At 69.3% G+C, this 19,685-nt stretch carries 20 protein-coding genes; 13 read left to right on the top strand and 7 right to left on the bottom strand.

Annotated features, from left to right (window positions below):
• Position 1: 1 nt before the first annotated feature.
• Positions 2-985, bottom strand: a complete 984-nt coding sequence (locus FKO37_RS16465) for an amidohydrolase family protein (RefSeq protein WP_238604928.1) — start codon at positions 983-985, stop codon at positions 2-4.
• Between the two features lie 340 nt (positions 986-1,325).
• On the opposite strand from FKO37_RS16465, the gene FKO37_RS16460 reads away from it, so the two are divergent.
• The 6 genes from FKO37_RS16460 (at position 1,326) to FKO37_RS16435 (ending at position 8,659) form a co-directional block, all read left to right on the top strand.
• Positions 1,326-2,732 (top strand): amidohydrolase family protein, encoded by a 1,407-nt coding sequence (locus tag FKO37_RS16460; protein WP_238604927.1) that lies wholly within the window; start codon positions 1,326-1,328, stop codon positions 2,730-2,732.
• A 34-nt stretch (positions 2,733-2,766) separates the two neighbouring features.
• Positions 2,767-4,122 carry a nucleobase:cation symporter-2 family protein gene (locus FKO37_RS16455; protein WP_205673240.1) on the top strand — a complete coding sequence of 452 codons (1,356 nt, stop codon included), beginning with the start codon at positions 2,767-2,769 and terminating at the stop codon, positions 4,120-4,122.
• A gap of 208 nt (positions 4,123-4,330) precedes the next feature.
• Positions 4,331-5,692, top strand: a complete 1,362-nt coding sequence (locus FKO37_RS16450; protein ID WP_134730488.1) for a nucleobase:cation symporter-2 family protein — start codon at positions 4,331-4,333, stop codon at positions 5,690-5,692.
• 9 nt (positions 5,693-5,701) lie between these two features.
• Positions 5,702-6,307 carry a UbiX family flavin prenyltransferase gene (locus FKO37_RS16445; RefSeq protein ID WP_037817523.1) on the top strand — a complete coding sequence of 202 codons (606 nt, stop codon included), beginning with the start codon at positions 5,702-5,704 and terminating at the stop codon, positions 6,305-6,307.
• Positions 6,304-7,665, top strand: a complete 1,362-nt coding sequence (locus FKO37_RS16440; RefSeq protein WP_167754216.1) for a UbiD family decarboxylase — start codon at positions 6,304-6,306, stop codon at positions 7,663-7,665. Before FKO37_RS16445 ends, FKO37_RS16440 begins: the two co-directional genes overlap by 4 nt.
• A gap of 13 nt (positions 7,666-7,678) precedes the next feature.
• The gene (locus FKO37_RS16435) at positions 7,679-8,659 is read left to right on the top strand and encodes a GTP-binding protein (protein WP_238604926.1); all 981 of its coding nucleotides are present in this window, start codon (positions 7,679-7,681) and stop codon (positions 8,657-8,659) included.
• Between the two features lies 1 nt (position 8,660).
• Here the strand turns inward: FKO37_RS16435 and FKO37_RS16430 are convergent, their stop codons facing one another.
• On the bottom strand, positions 8,661-9,059 hold the full coding sequence (locus FKO37_RS16430) for a RidA family protein (RefSeq protein ID WP_238604925.1): 399 nt from the start codon (positions 9,057-9,059) through the stop codon (positions 8,661-8,663).
• 60 nt (positions 9,060-9,119) lie between these two features.
• On the opposite strand from FKO37_RS16430, the gene mtnA reads away from it, so the two are divergent.
• On the top strand, positions 9,120-10,082 hold the full coding sequence (mtnA, locus tag FKO37_RS16425; RefSeq protein ID WP_238604924.1) for an S-methyl-5-thioribose-1-phosphate isomerase: 963 nt from the start codon (positions 9,120-9,122) through the stop codon (positions 10,080-10,082).
• Here mtnA and FKO37_RS16420 read toward each other — a convergent pair.
• Together FKO37_RS16420 and FKO37_RS16415 are read right to left on the bottom strand one after the other, a co-directional pair.
• Positions 10,079-10,294, bottom strand: a complete 216-nt coding sequence (locus FKO37_RS16420) for a ferredoxin (RefSeq protein WP_238604923.1) — start codon at positions 10,292-10,294, stop codon at positions 10,079-10,081. The genes mtnA and FKO37_RS16420 overlap by 4 nt on opposite strands.
• 3 nt (positions 10,295-10,297) lie before the next feature.
• Entirely contained in the window at positions 10,298-11,488 is a 1,191-nt protein-coding gene (locus tag FKO37_RS16415; RefSeq protein WP_043838989.1) for a cytochrome P450, read from the bottom strand.
• Positions 11,489-11,659: 171 nt separating this feature from the next.
• Here FKO37_RS16415 and FKO37_RS16410 point away from each other — a divergent pair, with 171 nt between their 5' ends.
• Complete coding sequence (locus FKO37_RS16410; protein WP_238604922.1) at positions 11,660-12,904, top strand: sensor histidine kinase; 1,245 nt, start codon at positions 11,660-11,662, stop codon at positions 12,902-12,904.
• Positions 12,892-13,542: a response regulator transcription factor gene (locus tag FKO37_RS16405; protein WP_238604921.1), complete on the top strand. Its 651-nt coding sequence runs from the start codon at positions 12,892-12,894 to the stop codon at positions 13,540-13,542. Before FKO37_RS16410 ends, FKO37_RS16405 begins: the two co-directional genes overlap by 13 nt.
• 110 nt (positions 13,543-13,652) lie before the next feature.
• Here the strand turns inward: FKO37_RS16405 and FKO37_RS16400 are convergent, their stop codons facing one another.
• Entirely contained in the window at positions 13,653-14,060 is a 408-nt protein-coding gene (locus FKO37_RS16400; RefSeq protein ID WP_238604920.1) for a hypothetical protein, read from the bottom strand.
• 181 nt (positions 14,061-14,241) lie between these two features.
• On the opposite strand from FKO37_RS16400, the gene FKO37_RS16395 reads away from it, so the two are divergent.
• On the top strand, positions 14,242-14,967 hold the full coding sequence (locus tag FKO37_RS16395) for a bifunctional 2-polyprenyl-6-hydroxyphenol methylase/3-demethylubiquinol 3-O-methyltransferase UbiG (protein ID WP_238604919.1): 726 nt from the start codon (positions 14,242-14,244) through the stop codon (positions 14,965-14,967).
• A gap of 50 nt (positions 14,968-15,017) precedes the next feature.
• Positions 15,018-15,770, top strand: coding sequence for a maleylpyruvate isomerase family mycothiol-dependent enzyme (locus tag FKO37_RS16390; protein WP_238604918.1), 753 nt, complete (start codon positions 15,018-15,020; stop codon positions 15,768-15,770).
• Here FKO37_RS16390 and FKO37_RS16385 read toward each other — a convergent pair.
• Both FKO37_RS16385 and FKO37_RS16380 read right to left on the bottom strand, forming a co-directional pair.
• Positions 15,767-16,165, bottom strand: coding sequence for a hypothetical protein (locus FKO37_RS16385; protein WP_238604917.1), 399 nt, complete (start codon positions 16,163-16,165; stop codon positions 15,767-15,769). The two genes, FKO37_RS16390 and FKO37_RS16385, sit on opposite strands and share 4 nt — an antisense overlap.
• Positions 16,162-16,674, bottom strand: coding sequence for a MarR family winged helix-turn-helix transcriptional regulator (locus tag FKO37_RS16380; RefSeq protein WP_205669868.1), 513 nt, complete (start codon positions 16,672-16,674; stop codon positions 16,162-16,164). Before FKO37_RS16380 ends, FKO37_RS16385 begins: the two co-directional genes overlap by 4 nt.
• A 91-nt stretch (positions 16,675-16,765) precedes the next feature.
• Between FKO37_RS16380 and FKO37_RS16375 the strand changes: the two genes are divergently transcribed.
• Positions 16,766-18,202 (top strand): FAD-dependent monooxygenase, encoded by a 1,437-nt coding sequence (locus tag FKO37_RS16375; RefSeq protein WP_238604916.1) that lies wholly within the window; start codon positions 16,766-16,768, stop codon positions 18,200-18,202.
• Positions 18,203-19,621, top strand: a complete 1,419-nt coding sequence (locus tag FKO37_RS16370; RefSeq protein ID WP_238604915.1) for an MFS transporter — start codon at positions 18,203-18,205, stop codon at positions 19,619-19,621.
• Positions 19,622-19,685 lie beyond the last annotated feature (64 nt).

Here is a 19,685-nt window from a genome sequence, read left to right as displayed (position 1 = left end):
ATCAGGAACTAGCGGCCTCTGCCCACGCCGAAGGCGTGTAGCCGAGATAATGCGACGCGTGCGTATTCGCCGCGGACGCCTGCGGAATGTCGCCACGCAAATACGCCTCGGCTTCCGCCTTGTCCTTCGGCGGCGGCGTCGGCGCGAGGCCGAGCAGTTTGGCCATGTTGTTGCCGAGGTAGCCCTCCAGGTCGTCCTCCGACAGGTTCAGGCCCTGCGGCGGCTGGTGGCACAGCACTTCCAGCTCGCGCGCCCACATGCCGGGCTCGTTCGGCGGCGAATCGGTGCCGAAGACCAGGTCGCTCTTCTTCATCTCCTTGGCGAATTCGACGATGCGCGACTGCAGCAGCCAGCCCGATTCGCCGATCACGTTCGGGGAGTCCTGGATCATCCAGAACGCCTCGAAACAGTAGACGCCGCCGGTCTGGATGCCGAAATGGCCGAGAATGAACGTGACGTTCGGGAACTCGCGGATGATCGGGTAGAACTGGGTGGGGATCGAGTACGGCCCGTCCCCGGTGTGGATCAGCACGATCACGCCGAGTTCGTCGCACACCCGCATCACCGGCCGCAGCCAGTCCAGCGCCCGGTCCGGGCGGTAGGAATGCATGTTGGCGTGCAGCTTCAGCATCTTGTAGCCGTATTCCTTCACGTGGAAGGCCAGCTCCGCGGCACCGTTTTCCGGGCCGAAACGCGGGTTGTACATGAAGTTGCCGACGAACCGGTCCGGGTACTGCTGCACCAGCGAGGTCACGTACGCCTGGTATTCGCGGATGCCCTCGCGGCCGGTTTTGTTGCCCTCGCGCCAGGTCGTGTTCCCCGGCGGCGGCATGATGCAGCTGACGTCCACGCGCCGCGGCTTGCCGTTGATCCAGAATGGACCGTCCATCATTTCCAGCGTGCGTTCGCCGGTGAACGGGGTTCCGGTGTGCCGCCAGGCTTCGTCGACGAGATTCGTCGGATGGACATGGGTATCGATAATCACCGGATGTCTCCTTACGCAAGACTTGAGTAAAGGACTCCCCGGCCGCGCTTCACCGCACCTACGGGACCCGGAAGCGCGATCCGCGCTCCGGCGCAACCGAGTGCAGCACCTCCGCCGCCCGGTGTCAACACATGATCGCCGAATGCCTTGCGCGGCAAGACTTTTCCGGACTCCCCTCTTGACACCGGTCCCGGGAGGGCTTTGCATTGAACGACCCGGCGGCGCTGCCGGGCGCCGGTGACCTCCCGTTTCGGGCCAACCGTTCGGCCAACTGCCTCCAGCCGCGCGCTGGAGACGACCGCCGGGCCGGGTCCGACCCCGCCCGGGGAAGGGCGGCCCGATGTCGGCTGCGGAACCGGAACCCTGCGATCTCCTGCTGACCGGCGGCACCGTGGTGACCGTCGACGACCAGCGCACTGTCCATCAGACGGGCCACGTCGCGATCATCGGCGACCGGATCGCCGGCGTCGGCGAAGGGCCTGGCACCGAACGCTGGCGCGCCGCCGAAATCGTCGACTGCCGCGGCAAAGCTGTGCTCCCCGGCCTGGTGGACGGGCACAACCACCTCTACCAAGCACTCGCCCGAGGGCTCGGCGAAGGCATGTCGATCGTGCCGTGGCTGTGCGAATTCATGTGGCCGTATTCGATCGCGATCACCGGGCCGGAAGCAGTGGCCGGGGCACGGCTCGGTGCGGTCGAAGCGTTGCGCGCCGGCATCACGACGGTGATCGACAACCATTACGCGCCAAGCGATCTTGAAACGACGCTCGCCGTCGCGGACGTCATCGAGGAAGCCGGGCTTCGCGGTGCGGTCGCCCGCGGCATGCTGGGCGAGCGCACCGAAATCGCCGACCGTCGCGGCCAGCCGATCGAACTGTTCCGCTACTCGAGCGAGGACGAATTCGCGATCACTCGCGAGGCGATGCAGCATCGGCCGCCGAGTTCGAAGGTCTCCGTCTGGCCCGCCGCGCTCAACCTCTGTTACGTGGAGCAGAAACTCGTCCGCCAGACGGTCGAACTCGCCCGGGAATACGGCACTCGCTGGCACACCCATTGCTGCGAGAGCAAAACCGATCCGGTCAGCTACCTCGAAACCCACGGGGTGCGGCCGGTCGAGTGGCTCGCGAAGGAAGGCCTGCTCGACGAACGGGCCACGCTCGCGCACGCGATTTGGCTCGACGAAGCCGAAATCGAGCAGGTCGCGGCGGCGGGCGCGGGAGTTTCGCACAACCCGGCGTCCAACGGCTACCTCGCCTCCGGCACCGCGCAGATCGCGAACATGCGGAAACAGCACGTCCCGGTCGCGCTCGGCACCGACGGTCCCAGCTGCGGCCATCGGCAAGATCTTTTCGAGGCGATGAAACTCAGCGTCTTCGGCCAGCGAACGGCCACTTTGGACCCGACCGCGCTGCGGGCCGAGGACGCACTGGAAATGGCCACCCGCGAGGGGGCCCGTTACGCCGGAATCGACGCGGGAGTGCTGAGCGAGGGCAAACTCGCCGACGTCATCGTGACCGCGCTCGACCGTCCGCACGTGTGCCCGGTGCACCGGGCCGTCGCCGCCCTCGTCTACTCCGCCCGCGGGTCCGATGTGGAGCTGACGATCGTGGGCGGCGAGATCGTCTACCGCGCCGGACAGTGCGTCCGCGTCGACGAAGCGGCCGCCGCCGACGAGGCGGAACGGCACGCGGCCCGGCTGCTGGAACGCAGCGGCATGGGCGGACTGCTCACTCCCTGGGCGCGGTGATCCGCGCTCCCCCTTCCCCGCTGTGGAGGAAACCATGCGATTCCGTCCGCGCACCACCCGAGCCGAAACCCGCGACGCGGTCGACACCGTCCCCCGGTTCCGGCAGATGCTCCCCCTCGGCATCCAGCACCTGCTGGTCGCCTACTCCGGAATGGTCACCGTTCCGCTGCTGATCGGGCTCGGCGTCGGCCTGTCCACCGCGCAGATCGCCACGCTCATCACAGCGAACGTGCTGGTCAGCGGCATCGCGACGCTGCTGCAGACGCTCGGGATCGGCAACGTCGGCGTCCGGCTGCCGATCGTGATGGGCTCGACCTTCACCGGCATCACCCCGGCGATCATCGTCGGCAAGGAGGCCGGGCTGCCCGCGGTCTTCGGCGCGACGATCGTCGCCGGGCTGCTGACCTGGCTGGTCGCGCCGTGGTTCAGCAAGCTGATCCGGTTCTTCCCGCCGATCGTGACCGGGACGATCATCGCGATCATCGGGTTCTCGCTGCTGCCCTCCACCGCGACGCTGATCGCCGGGTCGAACCCGAACGCGGCCGACCACGGTTCGGCCGGACGGTTGATTCTCGGCCTGGGCATCATCGTGCTGACTGTCTGCTTGGAACGGTTCGCCCCGCCCGCGGTGCGCCGCTTCGCGATCCTGATCGCGCTGGCGGTCGGCACCCTCGTCGCGGTTCCGCTCGGCATGGCGGACTTCAGTTCGGTCGGGCAGGCGGACTGGTTCGGCGTGGTGAAGCCGTTCGAATTCGGCATGCCGACGTTCGCGTTGTCCGCCTTGCTGCCCATGATCATCGTGCAATTGGTGAACATGGTGGAATCGACCGGCGACACGCTCGCCATCGGGCAGATCGTCGGCCGCGACGTCGGTCCGCCCGAGATTTCCCGGGCCCTGCGCGCGGACGGGCTCGGCACCGCGTTCGCCGGGGTGTTCGGCTCGTTCACCGTCGTCACCTTCGGCGAGAACGTCGGGCTGGTCAGCATCACCCGCGTGATGAGCCGGTTCGTGGTCGCGACCGCGGGCGCGGTGCTGGTGCTCATGAGCCTGGTGCCGAAACTCGGCGCGGCCGTCGCGTCGCTGCCGGGACCGGTGCTCGGCGGCGTCGGCGTGGTCATGTTCGGCACCGTCGGGGCGGTCGGGCTGCGCATCATGAGCCAGGCGGACCTCAGCAACGGCCGCAATATCCTGATCGTCGCCATCTCGTTCGGCTTCGGCCTTTTGCCGGTCGGCGCGCCAGAGTTTTACCAACATCTGCCCGTTGTGGTGCAGACGGTACTGACGAGCGGCATCGCCGCCGGCGGCATCGCGGCGTTCCTGCTGAACCTCGTGCTCAACCGCCGCGAACGGGCTCCGCGCACCGGAACGGAAGCCGCGCCCGGGTATTGACCCTCGGCGGCTTCCGATGCACCATAGTCGAAACTCCTTGCAGGGAAGGAAAAACCTCGCTCATTCCATAACCCCGTAGGTGCGGCGGCAGGTTCGCGCGCGGCCGGGGGTCCTCGCCGCCGGCAGCCCGTCCGGCTCCGGCGACGCCCCGCGATCCGCCCGGCCCGGCCGTTTCCCGGCCCCGCCGGCCCAACGAGGTGAGGGAATCATGGCCAGTCACCCGTCTCCCCCGTCCCCGGTGGACGAACGTCCCCGGTTCGGTCCGCTGGTGCTGCTGGGTTTGCAGCACGTGCTCGTGATGTACGCCGGCGTCGTCGTGGTGCCGATCGTGGTCGGCGCCGGGCTCGGGCTTCCGCAGTCGCAGATCGCCGACCTGGTCAGCGTCGACCTGGTGCTCGCCGGGATCGGCACCATGCTGCAGGCGTTCGGCGTCTGGAAATTCGGCATCCGGATGCCGCTCGTCGTCGGGGCCGCGTCCAACGGCATCGTCCCGATGGTGCTGATCGGCAGCACCCAGGGGCTGTCCACAGTGTACGGCTCGCTGCTCGTGGTCGGCGTGCTCTGGGTGCTGATCGCGCCGTTGTTCAGCAAACTGCTCAAGCTGTTCCCGGAGGTCGTCACCGGAACCGTCATCACGCTGATCGGGCTGACGCTGATCCCGGTCGGGCTGAAACTCATCGCCGGTTCCACTCCGTCCGCGCACAATTACGGCGCGCCCGCGAATCTCGCGCTCGCCGGGTTCACGCTCGCGCTGATCGCGGTGTTCTACCGGGTGTTCCGCGGTCTGCTCGGCCAGTTGGCGATGCTGATCGCGCTGACCGTCGGCGCGATCGTCGGCTGGCTGACCGGACTGGGCAGTCTCGCCGGGGTCGCCGACGGTCCCGTTTTCGGATTGCTGAAACCACTGCACTACGGAGCGTTGCATTTCGACATCCCGTCGATTCTGCTGTTCCTGGTGATCGTTTTCGTGCTGATGGTCGAGGCGTCCGGACAGGGGCTCGCCGTCGGGCAGGTGGTCGGCAAGAAGGTCGGGCCGCGCGACGTCGCGAACCTGCTGCGGGTGGACGGGCTGCTCACCGCGCTCAGCGGCGTGTTCAACGGTTTCGCCTACACCACCTTCGGCCAGAACATCGGGCTCGTCGCGCTGACCAAGGTGCGCAGCCGGTACCCGGTCGCGGTCGGCGGCATGATCCTCGTCGTTTTCGGCGTGGTGCAACCGGTCGGCCGGGTGATCGCGGCGATCCCGCAGCCGGTGATCGGCGCGGCCGCGGTCGCCACGTTCGCCGCGCTCACCGTGTCCGGCATCCAGCTGCTGTCCCGAGTGGACTTCAACCAGACCGGCAACCTGGTGATCGTCATGCTGTCGCTCGGCGTGGGCCTCATCCCGGCCGGAGCGCCGGACTTCTACAAGCAGTTTCCCTTCGCCGCACAGGTTTTCCTCAAGAGCGGCGTGGCCACCGGAACCGTGCTGGCGGTGCTGCTGAATCTGCTTTTCTTCGCTGCTCGGAAACGGCGGCCAGCAGAGCCGCTCGTGCACCGAGAACCCGCCGCGAAACTTTCCCAGTCCTGAAAGGACGTCATGGGCACCGAACCGCAGCGGCCCCGGCTGATCGTCGGCATCACCGGGGCCAGCGGCCCGCACCTGGCTGTCCACCTGCTGACCGCGCTGCGCAAGCTCGGCACGGTGGAAACGCATCTGGTCATGTCGCGAGCCGCGCACCGCACCGTCGAACTGGAAACCGGGATGCCGCCCGCCGAGGTCGCCGACCTCGCCGACGTCCGCCACGCGCGCGGGGACATCGCCGCGTCGATCGCGTCCGGTTCCTTTCGCACCATGGGCATGGTCGTCGTGCCGTGCTCGATGAAAACCGTCGCCGGGATCGCGCACGGCTACAGCGACGACCTGCTCGTCCGCGCCGCCGACGTCACCCTGAAAGAACGCCGTCCGCTCGTGCTCGTCGCCAGGGAAACCCCGTTGAGCCTCGTGCACCTGCGCAATCTGGTGGCGGTGACCGAGGCGGGCGCGACCGTGCTGCCGCCGATGCCCGCCTTCTACCACCAGCCCGAGTCCATTGAGGACATCCTCGCCCACCTGACCGGCAAGGTGCTCGACCAGTTCGGCATCGAGCACGACCTGTTCGCGCGCTGGCAGGGGCCGCCCGCCTCGCAAGGAGTTTCGCGGTGAACCACCGGCAAGATCCCCACGCTTTCGTTGACCAGTACCGCCACGAGTTTCCCGACGACGTGCTCGTCCTCGACGACCCGGTCCCGGCCGACGAGGGCGTCACCGGGGTGATTTACGAACTCGCCGCGGCCGGACGGCACGAGATGGTGCTGTTCCGGAAGGTGACCGGGCTCGACGTGCCGGTGGTGAGCAACATGTTCGCTTCGCGGCAGCGGATCGCCCGCATGCTCGAAACTGGACCGTCCGGTTTGCACAGTGCCTACCAACAGCGGGCGCTCCGCGCGGTCCCGCCGCGGATGGTGGACAGCGGACCGGTGCTGGATGAGGTGACTTCTGAGGTCGACTTGGCGACCATCCCGATGCTGCGGCACTTCGCCAGCGACCGTTCCCCTTACGTCACCAGCGGGATCATCGTCGCGGAGGATCCGGACACCGGCGTCGGCAACCTCAGCTACCACCGGGCGATGCCGCATTCCCGCACCGAACTGGCGACCAGTCTCCATTCTCGCGGGGATCTGTGGCGGATGCTGCAGAAGTACGCCGAACGCGGCGAACCGATGCCGGTCGCGATGGTGCTCGGCGGGCATCCGCTGTTCATGCTGGCCGCGTCCGCGCGGGTCGGCTACGACGTGGACGAGCGCGCGGTAGCCGGCGGATTGCTTGGCGAGCCACTCGAAGTCGTGCGTACCCCACGGCATGGCATCGGCGTCCCGGCCTGGTCGGACTTCGTGCTGGAAGGCACCATCGACGCGTCCGAGCACGCGGACGAGGGCCCGTTCGGCGAATTCTCCGGCTATTCCTCGAATCGCTCGACCAACAACCTCCTGCGCGTGCACACCGTCCTGCGCCGCTCCGACGCCATGCTCATCGACGTCGTCGGCGGCAACACCGATGAGCACCTGAATCTCGCGCGCGTGCCACGGGAATCGGAAATGGCGGAGAAGCTCAAAGCACGCTTCCCGGACGTCACCGCAGTGCACTATCCGACGTCCGGCACGCACTTCCATTGCTACGTCGCGCTTCGCCAGCGACGGCCCGGTCAAGCCCGGCAGGTGATGCTCGGCCTGCTCGGCTGGGACCCGTACGTGAAGACCGTGATCGCGGTGGACGAGGACGTCGACGTCACCAGCGACAGCGACGTCCTCTGGGCGCTCGCCACGCATTTCCAGCCGCACCAGGACTTGTTCACTGTGGACGGTCTGCCCGGCTCGCCGCTCGACCCGTCCTCGGGCTCCGACGGGACGACGTCCCGGATGGGCCTGGACGCGACCCGCGGCCCGCACTTCGACGGCAACCGCATTGTCGTCTCGGAAGAAGCACGTCAGCACGCTCGCCGGATTCTCGGCGGGAACGTTTAAGGAGGGAAACACCATGGCCAAAATCCCGGTGACCGTACTGACCGGCTTTCTCGGCTCCGGCAAGACCACGCTCGTCAACCACATCCTCACCGCGAACCACGGGCACCGGATCGCGGTGATCGAGAACGAATTCGGCGAAATCCCGATCGACAACGCCCTTGTGCTCGGCGGCGACGAGAAGATCATCGAAATGAGCAACGGCTGCTGCCTGTGCTGCACCGCGCGCACCGACCTGATCGAAATCCTGCAGTCGCTGCTGCGCCGCCGCGAACGCTTCGACCGGATTCTCATCGAGACCAGCGGCATGGCCGACCCGAACCCGGTCGCGCAAACGTTCTTCGTGGACGACGAGGTGTCGTCGGCCTTCGCGCTGGACGCGATCGTGACGCTCGTCGACGCGCGGCACGTCGGCAGCCATCTCGAGGAGGGCGAGCACGACGGTGTCGGCGGCCAGGTGAGCAACCAGATCGCGTTCGCCGACCGGATCGTGCTCAACAAGATCGACCTGGTCACCGAGCCGGAGATCGAGGAACTGCGCACGCAGCTCCGCTCGGTCAACGCGACCGCGGACATCCTCACGTCCAGCTACGGCAGCGTCGACCTGGACGACATCCTCGGCATCAACGCCTTCGACCTGAACCGCACCGTCGCCGCCGACCCGGACTGGCTCGAAGACGAATCGCACCACCACGATCCGACGCTGGAATCGGTCTCGATCGAACTCGACTACCCCCTGGACCGCGCCGCGTTCGAACAGTGGCTCACCGCCCTGCTGGCCGAACGCGGCGACGACCTGTACCGGTTCAAGGGAATCCTCGCCTTCGACCGCAAGACGGTGCTGCAAGGCGTGCATCGGATCTACGAACTGACGGACGCCGGCGACTGGGGCGCGGCGCCGCCGATCAGCAAGCTCGTCCTCATCGGGCGGAACCTCGACCGCGCGGAGCTGACCGACTCGGTGTCCCGCTGCAGCCTGGCCGCGGCTGGGCGGTGAGTCAGGCGAGCGCCGCGGTCACGTCCAGCTCGACAAGCTGCCCCGTGAAGCCCAGGCACGCCACGCCGACCAGCGTGCTCGCGGTGGTGAACGCCGCTGCGATCGAGGAGTTCGTCAGCCGCTGCCACACCGCTGAAAGGGTCGGCTGATCGGAGGTGGCCACGTAGATCACCGTGCGCACGACGTCCTCCGGGCTCGCGCCAGCATGCGTCAACGCGATCTCGGTGTTGGCGACGACCTGGTCCACCTGCGCGAGGACGTCGCCGGGGACGACCTCGCCGCCGGGCGTCAGCGGACACTGGCCGGCGAGGTGCACGGTGCGGCGCGCGTCGACGGTGGTCACGTGGTGGTAGCCGGGAGTCGGATGCAAGGCGGGCGGGTTCTGCCGTTCAATGGTCACGAGGCGGATCGTCGCTCACCGCGGCGGCGGTCCGCCACGGGATTTCCGGACGGAGGGCGTATGCGCAGGACCATCGACTGGGCCGACGGGGCGATCGTGATCGTGGACCAGGTCGCGCTTCCGGGCGAGTACCGCACGCTCACGCTGCGCACGGTGACCGAATTGGTCGAAGCGATCCAACGGCTGGCGGTTCGCGGAGCACCAGCGCTCGGCGCGGCGGGCGCGCTGGGGGTCGCGCTGGCGGCTCGACAAGGCGGGGACGTGCGGGCGGAGGCGGACCGGATCGCGCACGCCCGGCCGACGGCGGTCAACCTGGCCTGGGGCGTTTCCCGGGCACTGGACCGGCTGCCGGACGGTGCCGATGCGGTGCTTGCCGAGGCGTGGGCGATGCTCGACGAGGACGAGCAGCGCAACCGCACGGCGTCGGCGCACGCGGCGGAAGTCGTGCTGGACGCGTGCCCGCGCAGGCCGCTGCGACTGCTCAGCCACTGCAATACCGGGCACTTGGCGACCGTCTCGTGGGGCACGGCGCTCGGGGTCGTCTGGCACCTGCACGCGCGCGGCCTGGTGGAGTCGGTGCTGGTGGACGAGACGCGGCCGTTGCTGCAGGGATCCCGGCTCACCGCTTGGGAACTCGAGCAGGCCGGGGTGCCCTACCGCGTGCAACCGGACGGCGCGGCGGCCGCGGCGATGGCACGCGGATGGGTGGACTGCGTGCTCGTCGGCGCGGACCGGATCGCGGCGAACGGCGACGTGGCCAACAAGATCGGCACCTACGGGCTGGCCATCGCCGCCGCGCACCACGGTGTTCCGTTCGTGGTCGTCGCCCCGACGTCCACAGTGGACAAAAGCATCGCCACCGGCGCGGACATCTCCATCGAGGAACGTGCGGCTGCCGAATTAACGGAGTTCGGCGGGGCTCAGGTCGCGCCGCACGGAGCGGCGGTCTTCAACCCGGCCTTCGATGTCACGCCGACCGCGTTGATCACCGCGGTGGTCACCGAGGACGGCGTGTTCGGCTAAGGCCGCGGGCCGACGATCTCCGCCCCGTTTCGCACAGTGATCGCCATGGCGGGACAGGAATCCGCCGCGTCCAGCATGGTTTCGTCCGGTTCCACGGTCTCGGCGATCGCCCGGGCAGTGGCGCCGTCCAGCGCGAACGTCTCCGGCATCAGCGACGCGCACATCCCGCTGCCGATGCACGTGCCCCCGTCGACCTCGACCTTCCAGGTCATCCGTCACCACCCAATCGGCATCGACCGCGGTCCGCGGACCAGCATCTGCGTCTTCCACTCAATATCCCCGGCCAGCCGCAGTCCCGGCAACTCGCGGGTCAGCGCCCGCAACGCCTCCTGCAGTTCCAGCCGCGCGAGCGGAGCGCCCAGGCAGTGGTGCACCCCGTGGCCGAAACCGAGATGGTGGTTGTCCCCGCGGTCCAGCACGAGCTGGTCCGCAGTACCGAACTGCAGCCGGTCGCGGTTGGCCGCGCCGATCGCCACGAGCACCGGTTCCCCTTGGCGCACCAGGACATCGCCGACCTCGACGTCCTCCGTCGCGTACCGGGCGAACCCGGCCCCGGCGCCGAGCGGCACGAAGCGCAGCAGCTCCTCCACCGCGGTCGGGATGAGCGACGGGTCCGCGCACAGCCGTTCCCAGTGCTCGTGCTGGTCCAGCAGCGCGTAGACGAAATTGGGAATCTGGCTGGCGGTCGTTTCGTGGCCTGCGACCAGAATCCCGACGCACAGGTCCACCAGCTCCAGCTCAGTGAGCCGATCCCGCACGTCGCGAGCCTCGATGAGCGCGGTCATCAGGTCGTCCTGCGGCTGGGCGCGGTGCTCGGCGATCAACCCGGCCATGTACGCACGCAGTTCCTCGCGGCTGCGTTCCGACTCCTCCGGCGTGAGCCGCGTGGTCGACAACGCCGCGTCGCTCCACTCGCGGAACTGCGGCCGGTCGCCCACCGGCACGCCGAGCAGCTCGCAGATCACCGCGACCGGGATCGGCAGCGCGTACAGATCGACCAGGTCAGCCGGTTGCCCGTGCTCCCGCAGCTCCTTGATCAGGTCGTCGGCCAGCCGCGCGACGCGAGGGCGCAGTTCCTCGACCCGCCGCGCGGTGAACGCCTTCGCGACGAGGGTGCGCAGCCGGGTGTGGTCGGGCGGGTCCATCGAGAGGATGCCGCCCGGACGCCGGTACTCCGACATCCGCGGTTCGTCGCTTTCCTGCGCCAGCGCGCGGGAAAACCGCCGGTCGCCGAGCACGAGCCGGGCGTCGGCGTAGCGGGTGGCAAGCCAGGCGGCCTCCCCGTGCGGCATCTGGACGCGGATCATCCCGGCGTTCTCGCGAGCGGCGGTGTAGGCCTCGTTGAGCGCGAGGCCCGCCTCCTCGTTGAACGGGTAGGCGAGCGGTTCGGTGTGCGTGGTGGTCATGCCAACGACTCCCCGGGTACCGTTGTAAGCAGGTGCTTACATGCCTACACCCGACATCGGCCGCGCGTCAATCCGCCAGGAGCTTCCGGGGACCGGGTGGCACTAGGTTCACCACGAGACCGGGTGCGGGTTTCATGGCACCGTCTTCCGGCGGTGTCCTAGCGTCATGCCATGAAGATTCCAGCCGGGCTGAGCCGCGCAGTCCTCCGGGCGCGGCGGGACACCGGCTTTCTCGCCGCGGGCGTGCTGCCGCACCTGGCGCTGGTGCCCGTATGGGCTTGGGCGGCGGTGACTGCCGCCAGGACGGAGAACTGGCTCCTCACCGGTCCCGTGTCGGCCGCCTTGGTCCTGCTCGGCACCCCCGTGCTGACGGCCGTTCAGCGGGTTCGCTACCGGGCGCTCATCGGCGTGGACGTCCCCCGGCTCACTCCCGCGCCGGAACAATGGACGTGGTCCTCGACCGCCCGGTGGCTCGCGGCGACGCGTCCGTGGCGCAAGATCGGCTACCACCTCCTGCTGGGCCCGCTGCTCGCACTGCTGGAACTGTTGGTGCTCGCGTTGGCAGCCGCGGGCTTGGCGGGTGCCCTCGCCTACGCCTGGTCCTGGGCGCTGCCAACCGAAATCCGCCGGCACGCGTTCGGCTACCTGACCCAATTACCGGCTTACACAGCGGCTGGACTCCTCCTCCTGTGCGCCCTGCCCTGGACCGCGCGGGCAGCAGCCCGGGCCGAGACGCGGCTCGCGTTGAGCCTGCTCGGGCCCAGCCGGGCGCAGCGGCTCCAGGAGCGGGTCGATCAGCTGGCCGGGAGCCGGACCGACCTGATCGAGGCCGTCGACGCGGAGCGCCGCCGGATCGAGCGCGACCTGCACGACGGCACCCAGCAACGGTTGGTGTCTCTCGCGGTCAACTTGGGTCTCGCCCTCGCGACCCGCCCGGACCTGCCGAGTGATGCCCGCGAGGTGCTCGCGAAAGCGCATCTGGAGGCGAAGGAGGCGATCTCCGAACTCGACGACCTGGTGCGGGGCCTGCACCCGGCCGTGCTCGAAGACCGAGGACTGGACGCTGCGTTGTCCGGGCTGGCGGCACGCACGCCCCTCCCGGTGCGGCTGCGGGTCGATCTGGAAGAAAGGGTGGCGCCCAACGTGGAGTCAGTCGCGTACTTCGTGATTTCCGAGGCGCTGACCAATGCGACGAAGCACGCCAACGCGATGCGGGCGGAGGTGACAGTGCGCCGGATCGGCGAGGTGCTGCGCGTGCGCGTTACCGACAATGGGCTGGGCGGTGCCGACGCCGCCACCGGGACGGGTCTGACCGGGCTGGCCAAGCGGGTCGGCTCTCTCGACGGGACCTTCCACGTCAGCAGCCCCGTCGGCGGGCCCACCACTGTCACCGCGGAGCTGCCGTGCGCGCGGTGATCGCCGAGGATTCGGTGTTGTTGCGAGTCGGCCTGATCAAGGTGCTGGAGGCGGGCGGGTTCCAGGTCGTCGCGGAAGCCGGCGACGCGGACGGACTGCTGGCTGCGATAGAAGAGCATCGGCCCGAACTCGCCTTGATCGACGTCCGGATGCCTCCCGGCTTCACCGACGAGGGGGTGCGGGCGGCGATGGAAATCCGCCGCCGCTGGCCGGGGACGCCGGTGGTGCTGCTTTCGCAGTACGTGGAGGAGCGGTACGCGGCCGACCTGCTGTCCGCGAACACCAGCGGGGTGGGTTACCTGCTCAAACAGCGGGTCGCCGATGTCGCCGACTTCGTGGCGGCGGTCCGGCGGGTGGCGGACGGGGGCACCGCCCTGGACCCGCAGGTCGTCGCCCAGCTGCTGCTGCGGCGCGACAGCGACCCGCTCGCGCGGCTGACCCCTCGCGAACGGGACGTGCTCGGGCTGATGGCCGAGGGACGCTCCAACGCCGGCATCGCGCAGGCGCTGGTGGTGAGCGAGAGCGCGGTGGCGAAGCACATCAACAACATCTTCGCCAAGCTCGACCTGCCCGTGGCCGACGCGGACCATCGCCGCGTCCTCGCCGTGCTGCGATTCCTCGGCGCGTCCCGGACCTGAGGATCGCGGGGAAGTTCCAGAGCGGGCGGAGGTGCAGCCGCGGTATTCCCACACCCGATTCCGGTGCTGGGCCGAGGAAGGAAGGGCCTTGCACGACGCCCCAACGCCGGTCACGGCACGAGCTCTTCCGCTCCGCGACCCGGCCGAGGGAAGGCCCTAGTCGCCAGGACCGCGCAGACCACCGCCAGCGGCACCTCGGCGAAGGCCGCCATCAGCATCGCCAGCTGGAAGTCCGGACCCGGGGCAGCCGTCATCGTGTCGAACCAGGCGTCGGACAGCAGCAGGGCCGAGGTCGCGGCGGCGGTCAGCCCGGCCCGGCAGTCGCCGCGTCTGAGGAGTAGTCCGGTGACGAGCAGACCGAGCGCCTCAAGGCTGTCCAGCCCGGTCCACGTCCAGGCCCAGTGCGAGGCTTGAGCAGTGGCCGGCAGTTCGGTGTGCAGGAAGACCAGCCAGGGAATCATCGCCAGCCCGAGCACGGTGAGAACCGTGGCCAGTAAGGGGAACGTCGAAGCGGCCACGGTTTTCGGACGAATCCGTGGGACACCGCACGCCATGGCACCTGACTCCCTTCGGTGCCCGCCCCTCGGGCACGAAATCAGCATGTCGTCGCGGCGTGCCTGAGGCAGTAACGCTCCTATCCGACTTGAAGGTGGCAGTAAGTACACCTTCCGGCGCGGCTGGAGCACTAGGCTCGATTCAATGACTTCCGCGTGGACGAACGAAACCGCGATCCAGCAGTGGAACTCCGGGAGCACCCGGGAATCGATGGAAGCGACCGCCGAGCGCGGGGACTTCGCCAAAGAGCATCTGCTCAACCCGGTCCTCCTGCGGCTTCTCGGCGACGTGCGCGGCCGTCGGGTGCTCGACGCGGGCTGCGGCAACGGGTATTTCAGCCGGATGCTCGCCGGACGCGGAGCCGAGGTGACCGGGGTCGAACCGGCCGAGAGCCTGATTTCGTTCGCGCGGGAGAAGGCGGGCGAGGGGATTTCCTACGTACAGGCGGATCTCGCCCGGCTGCCGGAGATGGAGCCGTTCGACGCCGTCGTCTGCAGCATGGTGCTCATGGCGATTCCCGAGTGGAAGCCCGCGATGCGCGCCTGCGTCGAGGCGCTGCGGCCGGGCGGGCTGTTCGTGTTCGCCATCGTGCATCCGGCGTTCGAGGAGTTGCTCGGCACCTGGCGGAAGTACGGCGAGTACCGCCAGACGGAGTATCTGGCCGAGTACGAGATCGCCGGACGCGACGCGTCCGACTTTCATCGGCCGCTTTCCGCTTATCTCAACGAAGTGGCCGCGCTCGGCTGCCGGGTGCGGGAGGTTGCCGAGCCGGGGTTGGATCCCGCGCTGGCGGACGGGATCGAGAGTCACGTGCGCATGCCGAACTTCCTGATCGTCGCGGCGGAAACCGGCTGCCCGTTAGTGCCATGACCGGTTCCCGAACGACCCGGCCGCGGCCGCGTTGCCGATAGCGTGGTCGCATGCTGGACTACGGCCTGGATCTGTCCGAAATCACCCGCGAAGCCGCGCTGCCCGATTTGCTCGCGGAAGGCGACGACCTCGACGCGGTGGTGTCCGCCGAACCCGACTGGTCGAGACCGACGCCGGCCGAGGGCTGGACGATCGCGCACCAGATCGCGCACCTCGCGGCAGCCGACGCGAACGTCGTCCTCGCCATCCGGGTGCCGGGGAAGTTCGCCGCGGTGCTGGGCGAAAACGCCGACGCGGTCGCGGCCGAGGGAGCCGCGCGACCGCGTGCGGAGTTGCTGGACCACTGGCGCGCCGGACGTGCCGAAGTCGCCGCGGCGCTCGGCGAAATCCCCTTGGACCAGGCGTTTCCGTGGTACGGCTCGCAGTCGACCGCGGCCCTCGGGGTGGCGCTTCGGCTGATGGAAACGTGGGCGCACGGGCAGGACATCTTCGACACTGTGCGCGTCGAGCACCGCCCGACGGACCGGCTCAAGCACATCGCCGCACTGGGCGTGGCCGGGCGCGGGCTGTCGTTCTACGCCGCTCAGCTGCCGCTGCCGACCGAGCCGATCCGGGTCGAACTGACCAGCCCCGAAGGGATCCTCTGGGGTTGGGGCCCGGACGACGCGGCACAACGGATCCGCGGCAGCGCAAGGGATTTCTGCCTCCGCATCACCCAGCGCCGCGGCTTGGACGAAACCGGGCTGGCCGCGATCGGCAAGGACGCGAAGGCGTGGCTGGAGAACGCCCGGGTGTTCCTCTAACGCCGCCGGGGCCGCAGCAACGCGACGCCCACCGACAACGCGCTCGTCGACGCGACGTGAATCGCCAGCGCCTTCCGGTTCGGTGCCCACACCCCCGTCGCCGGGCCGCCCGACCACATCGCCGCCACGAAACCGCCTGCGGCACAAGCCATTGCCCGCCACAGCGCGGGCGAGCGATCCCGCCCGGCAGCCAAACCGGTGCCCACCGCACCGAACGCGCCCGCGGTGATCAGGGCTTCGCGCGCCATGTGGTACTGCACGTGCCCTTCGCCGTGGCGGACCTCCGGTGCGCGGTAGCTCGGATCGGTGATGTGCGTGACCGTCTGCCACACCGACGGCGCGGCGGCGGCCAAGCCCGCGACGACGGCCGCCGCGCCAAGGGTTTCCCGCTTCATTGCTCGTCCTTTCCTTTGAGGTGGTGCGAAACCCGCCGCAGCGCGTCGTTCACCACGTCGATGGTTTCCGGGTCGAGAGCCTTCGCGATTTCGCGTTCGATCTCCGTCTTGAGCTCGAACGACGCGAGCGCCTGCCGTTTGCCCTCCTCGGTGAGGGACACCAGCACCGAACGCCGGTCACCCGGGTCCTTGTCGCGACGGACCCAGCCGCGCGCCTCCAGGCGGGTGATCCGGTGCGTGACCGAACCCGAGGTCAGCTCGACCGCGGCCATCACCTGCCCGGGCGTCAGCCGGTGCCCGGGCGCGCGCTTGAGCGCGGCGAGCATCTCCAGCTCCCACAGTTCGATCCCGTGCGCGGACAGTTCGCGGCGCATGGCCAGTTCCAGCTGGTGCGCGACGCGGCGCAGCCGGTAGGACAGCGACTTCGCGGCCAGCACGCCCTCGTCGCCGCCCCCGCGCCGGACAGCGTCCACCAGATCGTCGACCGCGTCCCGCGGCGCTGTGTTCACCGGCTCGGACCTTTCTCTCGACATCAAGACAGTGGGAGAATACCTTGACGTCAAGAGAGTTCGCCACAAGAACTTCGACAAAGGGGGAATAATGGACATCGAGGTCGCAGTGATCGGCGCCGGACCGGTGGGGATGGCGGCGGCTGCGTTCCTGCACCGAGCGGGGGTCGCGGTCCGGGTCTTCGAGGCGGATCCGACCCGCGCTGGGCAGTCGCGGGCGACGACGATCCACCCGCGCACCCTCGAGCTTTTCGACGCGATCCCGGACGAACCGGGTTCGCTGGCCGCGCGCATGGTCGCCGCCGGAAACCCCGTGCCCGCGGCGCATTTCGCGACTCTGCCGAACCGGCTGGACTACCGCGGGCTCGACACCTCGTTCCCGTTCGTCCTTCTGCTGCCGCAGCCGGAAACCGAGCGGCTGCTCGCCGAACACCTCGCCGGGCAGGGCGTCGTGATCGAGCCCGGGTGGAAACTCGCCGGCCTGACGCAGGACGAGCAGGGCGTCACCATCGTCTCGGAAACCGGCGACACCCGGCGCGCCGGTTACGTCATCGGCGCGGACGGCGCGCACAGCGCGACCCGGCACGCGCTCGACCTCGCTTTCCCCGGAACACCCGCGTCCACCATGGGGTTCCTCGCCGACGTCAAGCTGGAACGCCCGCCGGCCCATCCGCACAACTGGGACTACGAACGCGGTTCGTACAGCGCGTTTCCGCTGCCCGGCGGCATTTACCGGATCTTCGGCCACGAACCCGGCGACACCGGCCTCACCCCGGAGGAAGCCGCGCGCCGCCAGACTCAGATCCCCGACGAAGCCGAACTGCGTGCGACGCTCAAGCGGCTCGCCGACGACGATTTCGGCATCACCGAGGTGCTGTGGGCGTCGCGAACCGGAGACGCCACGCGCCACGCCGAGCAGTACCGCGTCGGCCGGGTGTTCCTCGCGGGCGACGCCGCGCACGTCCACCTGCCAGCGGGCGGGCAGGGGCTCAACGTCGGCGTGCAGGACGCGGCGAACCTCGCGTGGAAACTCGCCGCGGAGGTACAGGGGCGCGCGCCGCGGCGGATCATCGACGGCCCGCAGTCCTACGACGCCGAACGCCGCCCCATCGCGGCCCTGCTCGCGGCGAACACCCTCGCCCAGGCGGCGCTCATGGTCACCTTCACTCCGGGCGGAAAAGCGTTGCGGGACTTGATGTCCGACCTCATCGGCCGCGACGGCGACACCGCGGACGAACTGCGCGGCTGGCTGTCCGGACTGGACGTTTCCTACGCCGAGGACGGCAGCCTCGTCGGCCGTCGCGTACCCAACCTTCCGCTCGCCGACGGCCGCACCCTCCATCGCGCGCTGCGGCCGGACCGGTTCACGCTCGTGACTTTCGGTTCCGCCGTTGCCGAGGGCGAGAATGTCGTTCGCTCAACCCGCGACTGGCACGACTTGGCCGCCGTCCTCGTCCGCCCGGACGGTTACGCCGCCGAAGTGTGGGCAGCGGGCGAAGAAATCACCACCGACCGGACGGAGCACTGAATGGGAGCCGACACCGCACGCGGCCGTTTCGGCATTCTCGCGATCCTCTGCTCCAGCATCCTGGTCGTCGCGATGGACAACACCATCGTCAACGTCGCGCTTCCGGTCATCCGCACCGACCTCGGCGCGTCGATCAACGGTCTGCAATGGACGATCGACTCCTACACCCTCGTGATCGCCTGCTTTCTCATGCTCGCCGGGGCCACCGGGGACCGGTTGGGGCGCAAGCGAACCTTCCAGGCCGGGTTGGTCCTTTTCGGACTCGGCTCGCTGCTGTGCAGCGTGGCCCCGTCGATCGGCTGGCTGGTCGCCGCGCGCGTCGTGCAGGCGCTGGGCGGCGCGATGCTGAACCCGGTCGCGATGTCGATCATCACGAACGTCTTCGCCGACCCCGGCGAGCGGGCGCGCGCGATCGGGGTGTGGGGGTCGATCGTCGGGATCTCGCTGGGCGTCGGACCGGTGCTCGGCGGCGTGCTGACCGAGAGCATCGGCTGGCGGGCGATTTTCTGGGTCAACGTGCCGGTGGTCGTCGCGGCGCTCGTGCTGACCGCGCGCTACGTGCCGGAATCGCGGGCCCCGCACCCGCGCCGGCCGGATCCGGTGGGACAGGTGCTGGTCGTGGTCCTGCTCGGTTCGGTGGTGACCGCGGCGATCGAAGGCCAGCGGCTCGGCTGGGGCTCACCAGCGATCCTCGGCATGGCCGGGCTCGGCGTACTCGCCTTGTTCGCGCTGATCCGCTGGGAACTCCGCCGCCGGGAACCGCTGGTCCAGCTGCGGTTCTTTCGGAGCGCGCCGTTCTCGTCGGCCACGATCAGCGCGGTCTGCGGGCTCGCCGCGTTCGGCACGTTCCTGTTCCTGTCGCCGCTGTACCTCCAGGACGTGCGCGGGCTTTCGGCGCTGCAATCCGGTCTGATGCTGCTGCCGACCGCCGTGGCCGTGACGATCGCCGCGCCGCTGTCCGGCCGCCTGGTCGCCACGCGCGGCGCGCGGATTCCGCTGCTGACCGCGGGGATCTCGATGACCGTCGTCGCCGTCTTGCTCACCACCGCGTCCGCGACGACGCCGCTGTGGGTCCTCGCGATCGCGTACGGCGTGTTCGGCCTCGGCTTCGGGCTGCTGAACCCGCCCATCACCAACGCCGCGGTCAGCGGCATGCCCCGGTCCCAGGCCGGGGTCGCCGCCGCGGTCGCGTCCACCTCCCGGCAGGTCGGGCAGACCCTCGGCGTCGCCGTCGCAGGCACCATCCTCGCCGCCGCGGCCACCCCGCTCACCGGGTACGCCACGGCGTGGTGGGCGGTCGCGGGCGGGACCACGCTGATCATCGCGCTCGCCGTCCTCGCCACCACGGCCTGGGCGCGAGCAGGAGCGGAACGGGTCGCCCGCCGTTTCGCCGACGAGCCGCTCGCCGAACCGGTCTAACCGGGAATGGTGAATCGGGCAGAGGTGTGGTCCTTCCGTCGCCTATCCCGATCAACGGCCCCAT

It is taken from the genome of Amycolatopsis sp. Poz14, from assembly GCF_006704225.1.
GTDB lineage: Bacteria > Actinomycetota > Actinomycetes > Mycobacteriales > Pseudonocardiaceae > Amycolatopsis > Amycolatopsis nivea.
This window is presented reverse-complemented; position numbering and strand designations above follow the sequence as displayed.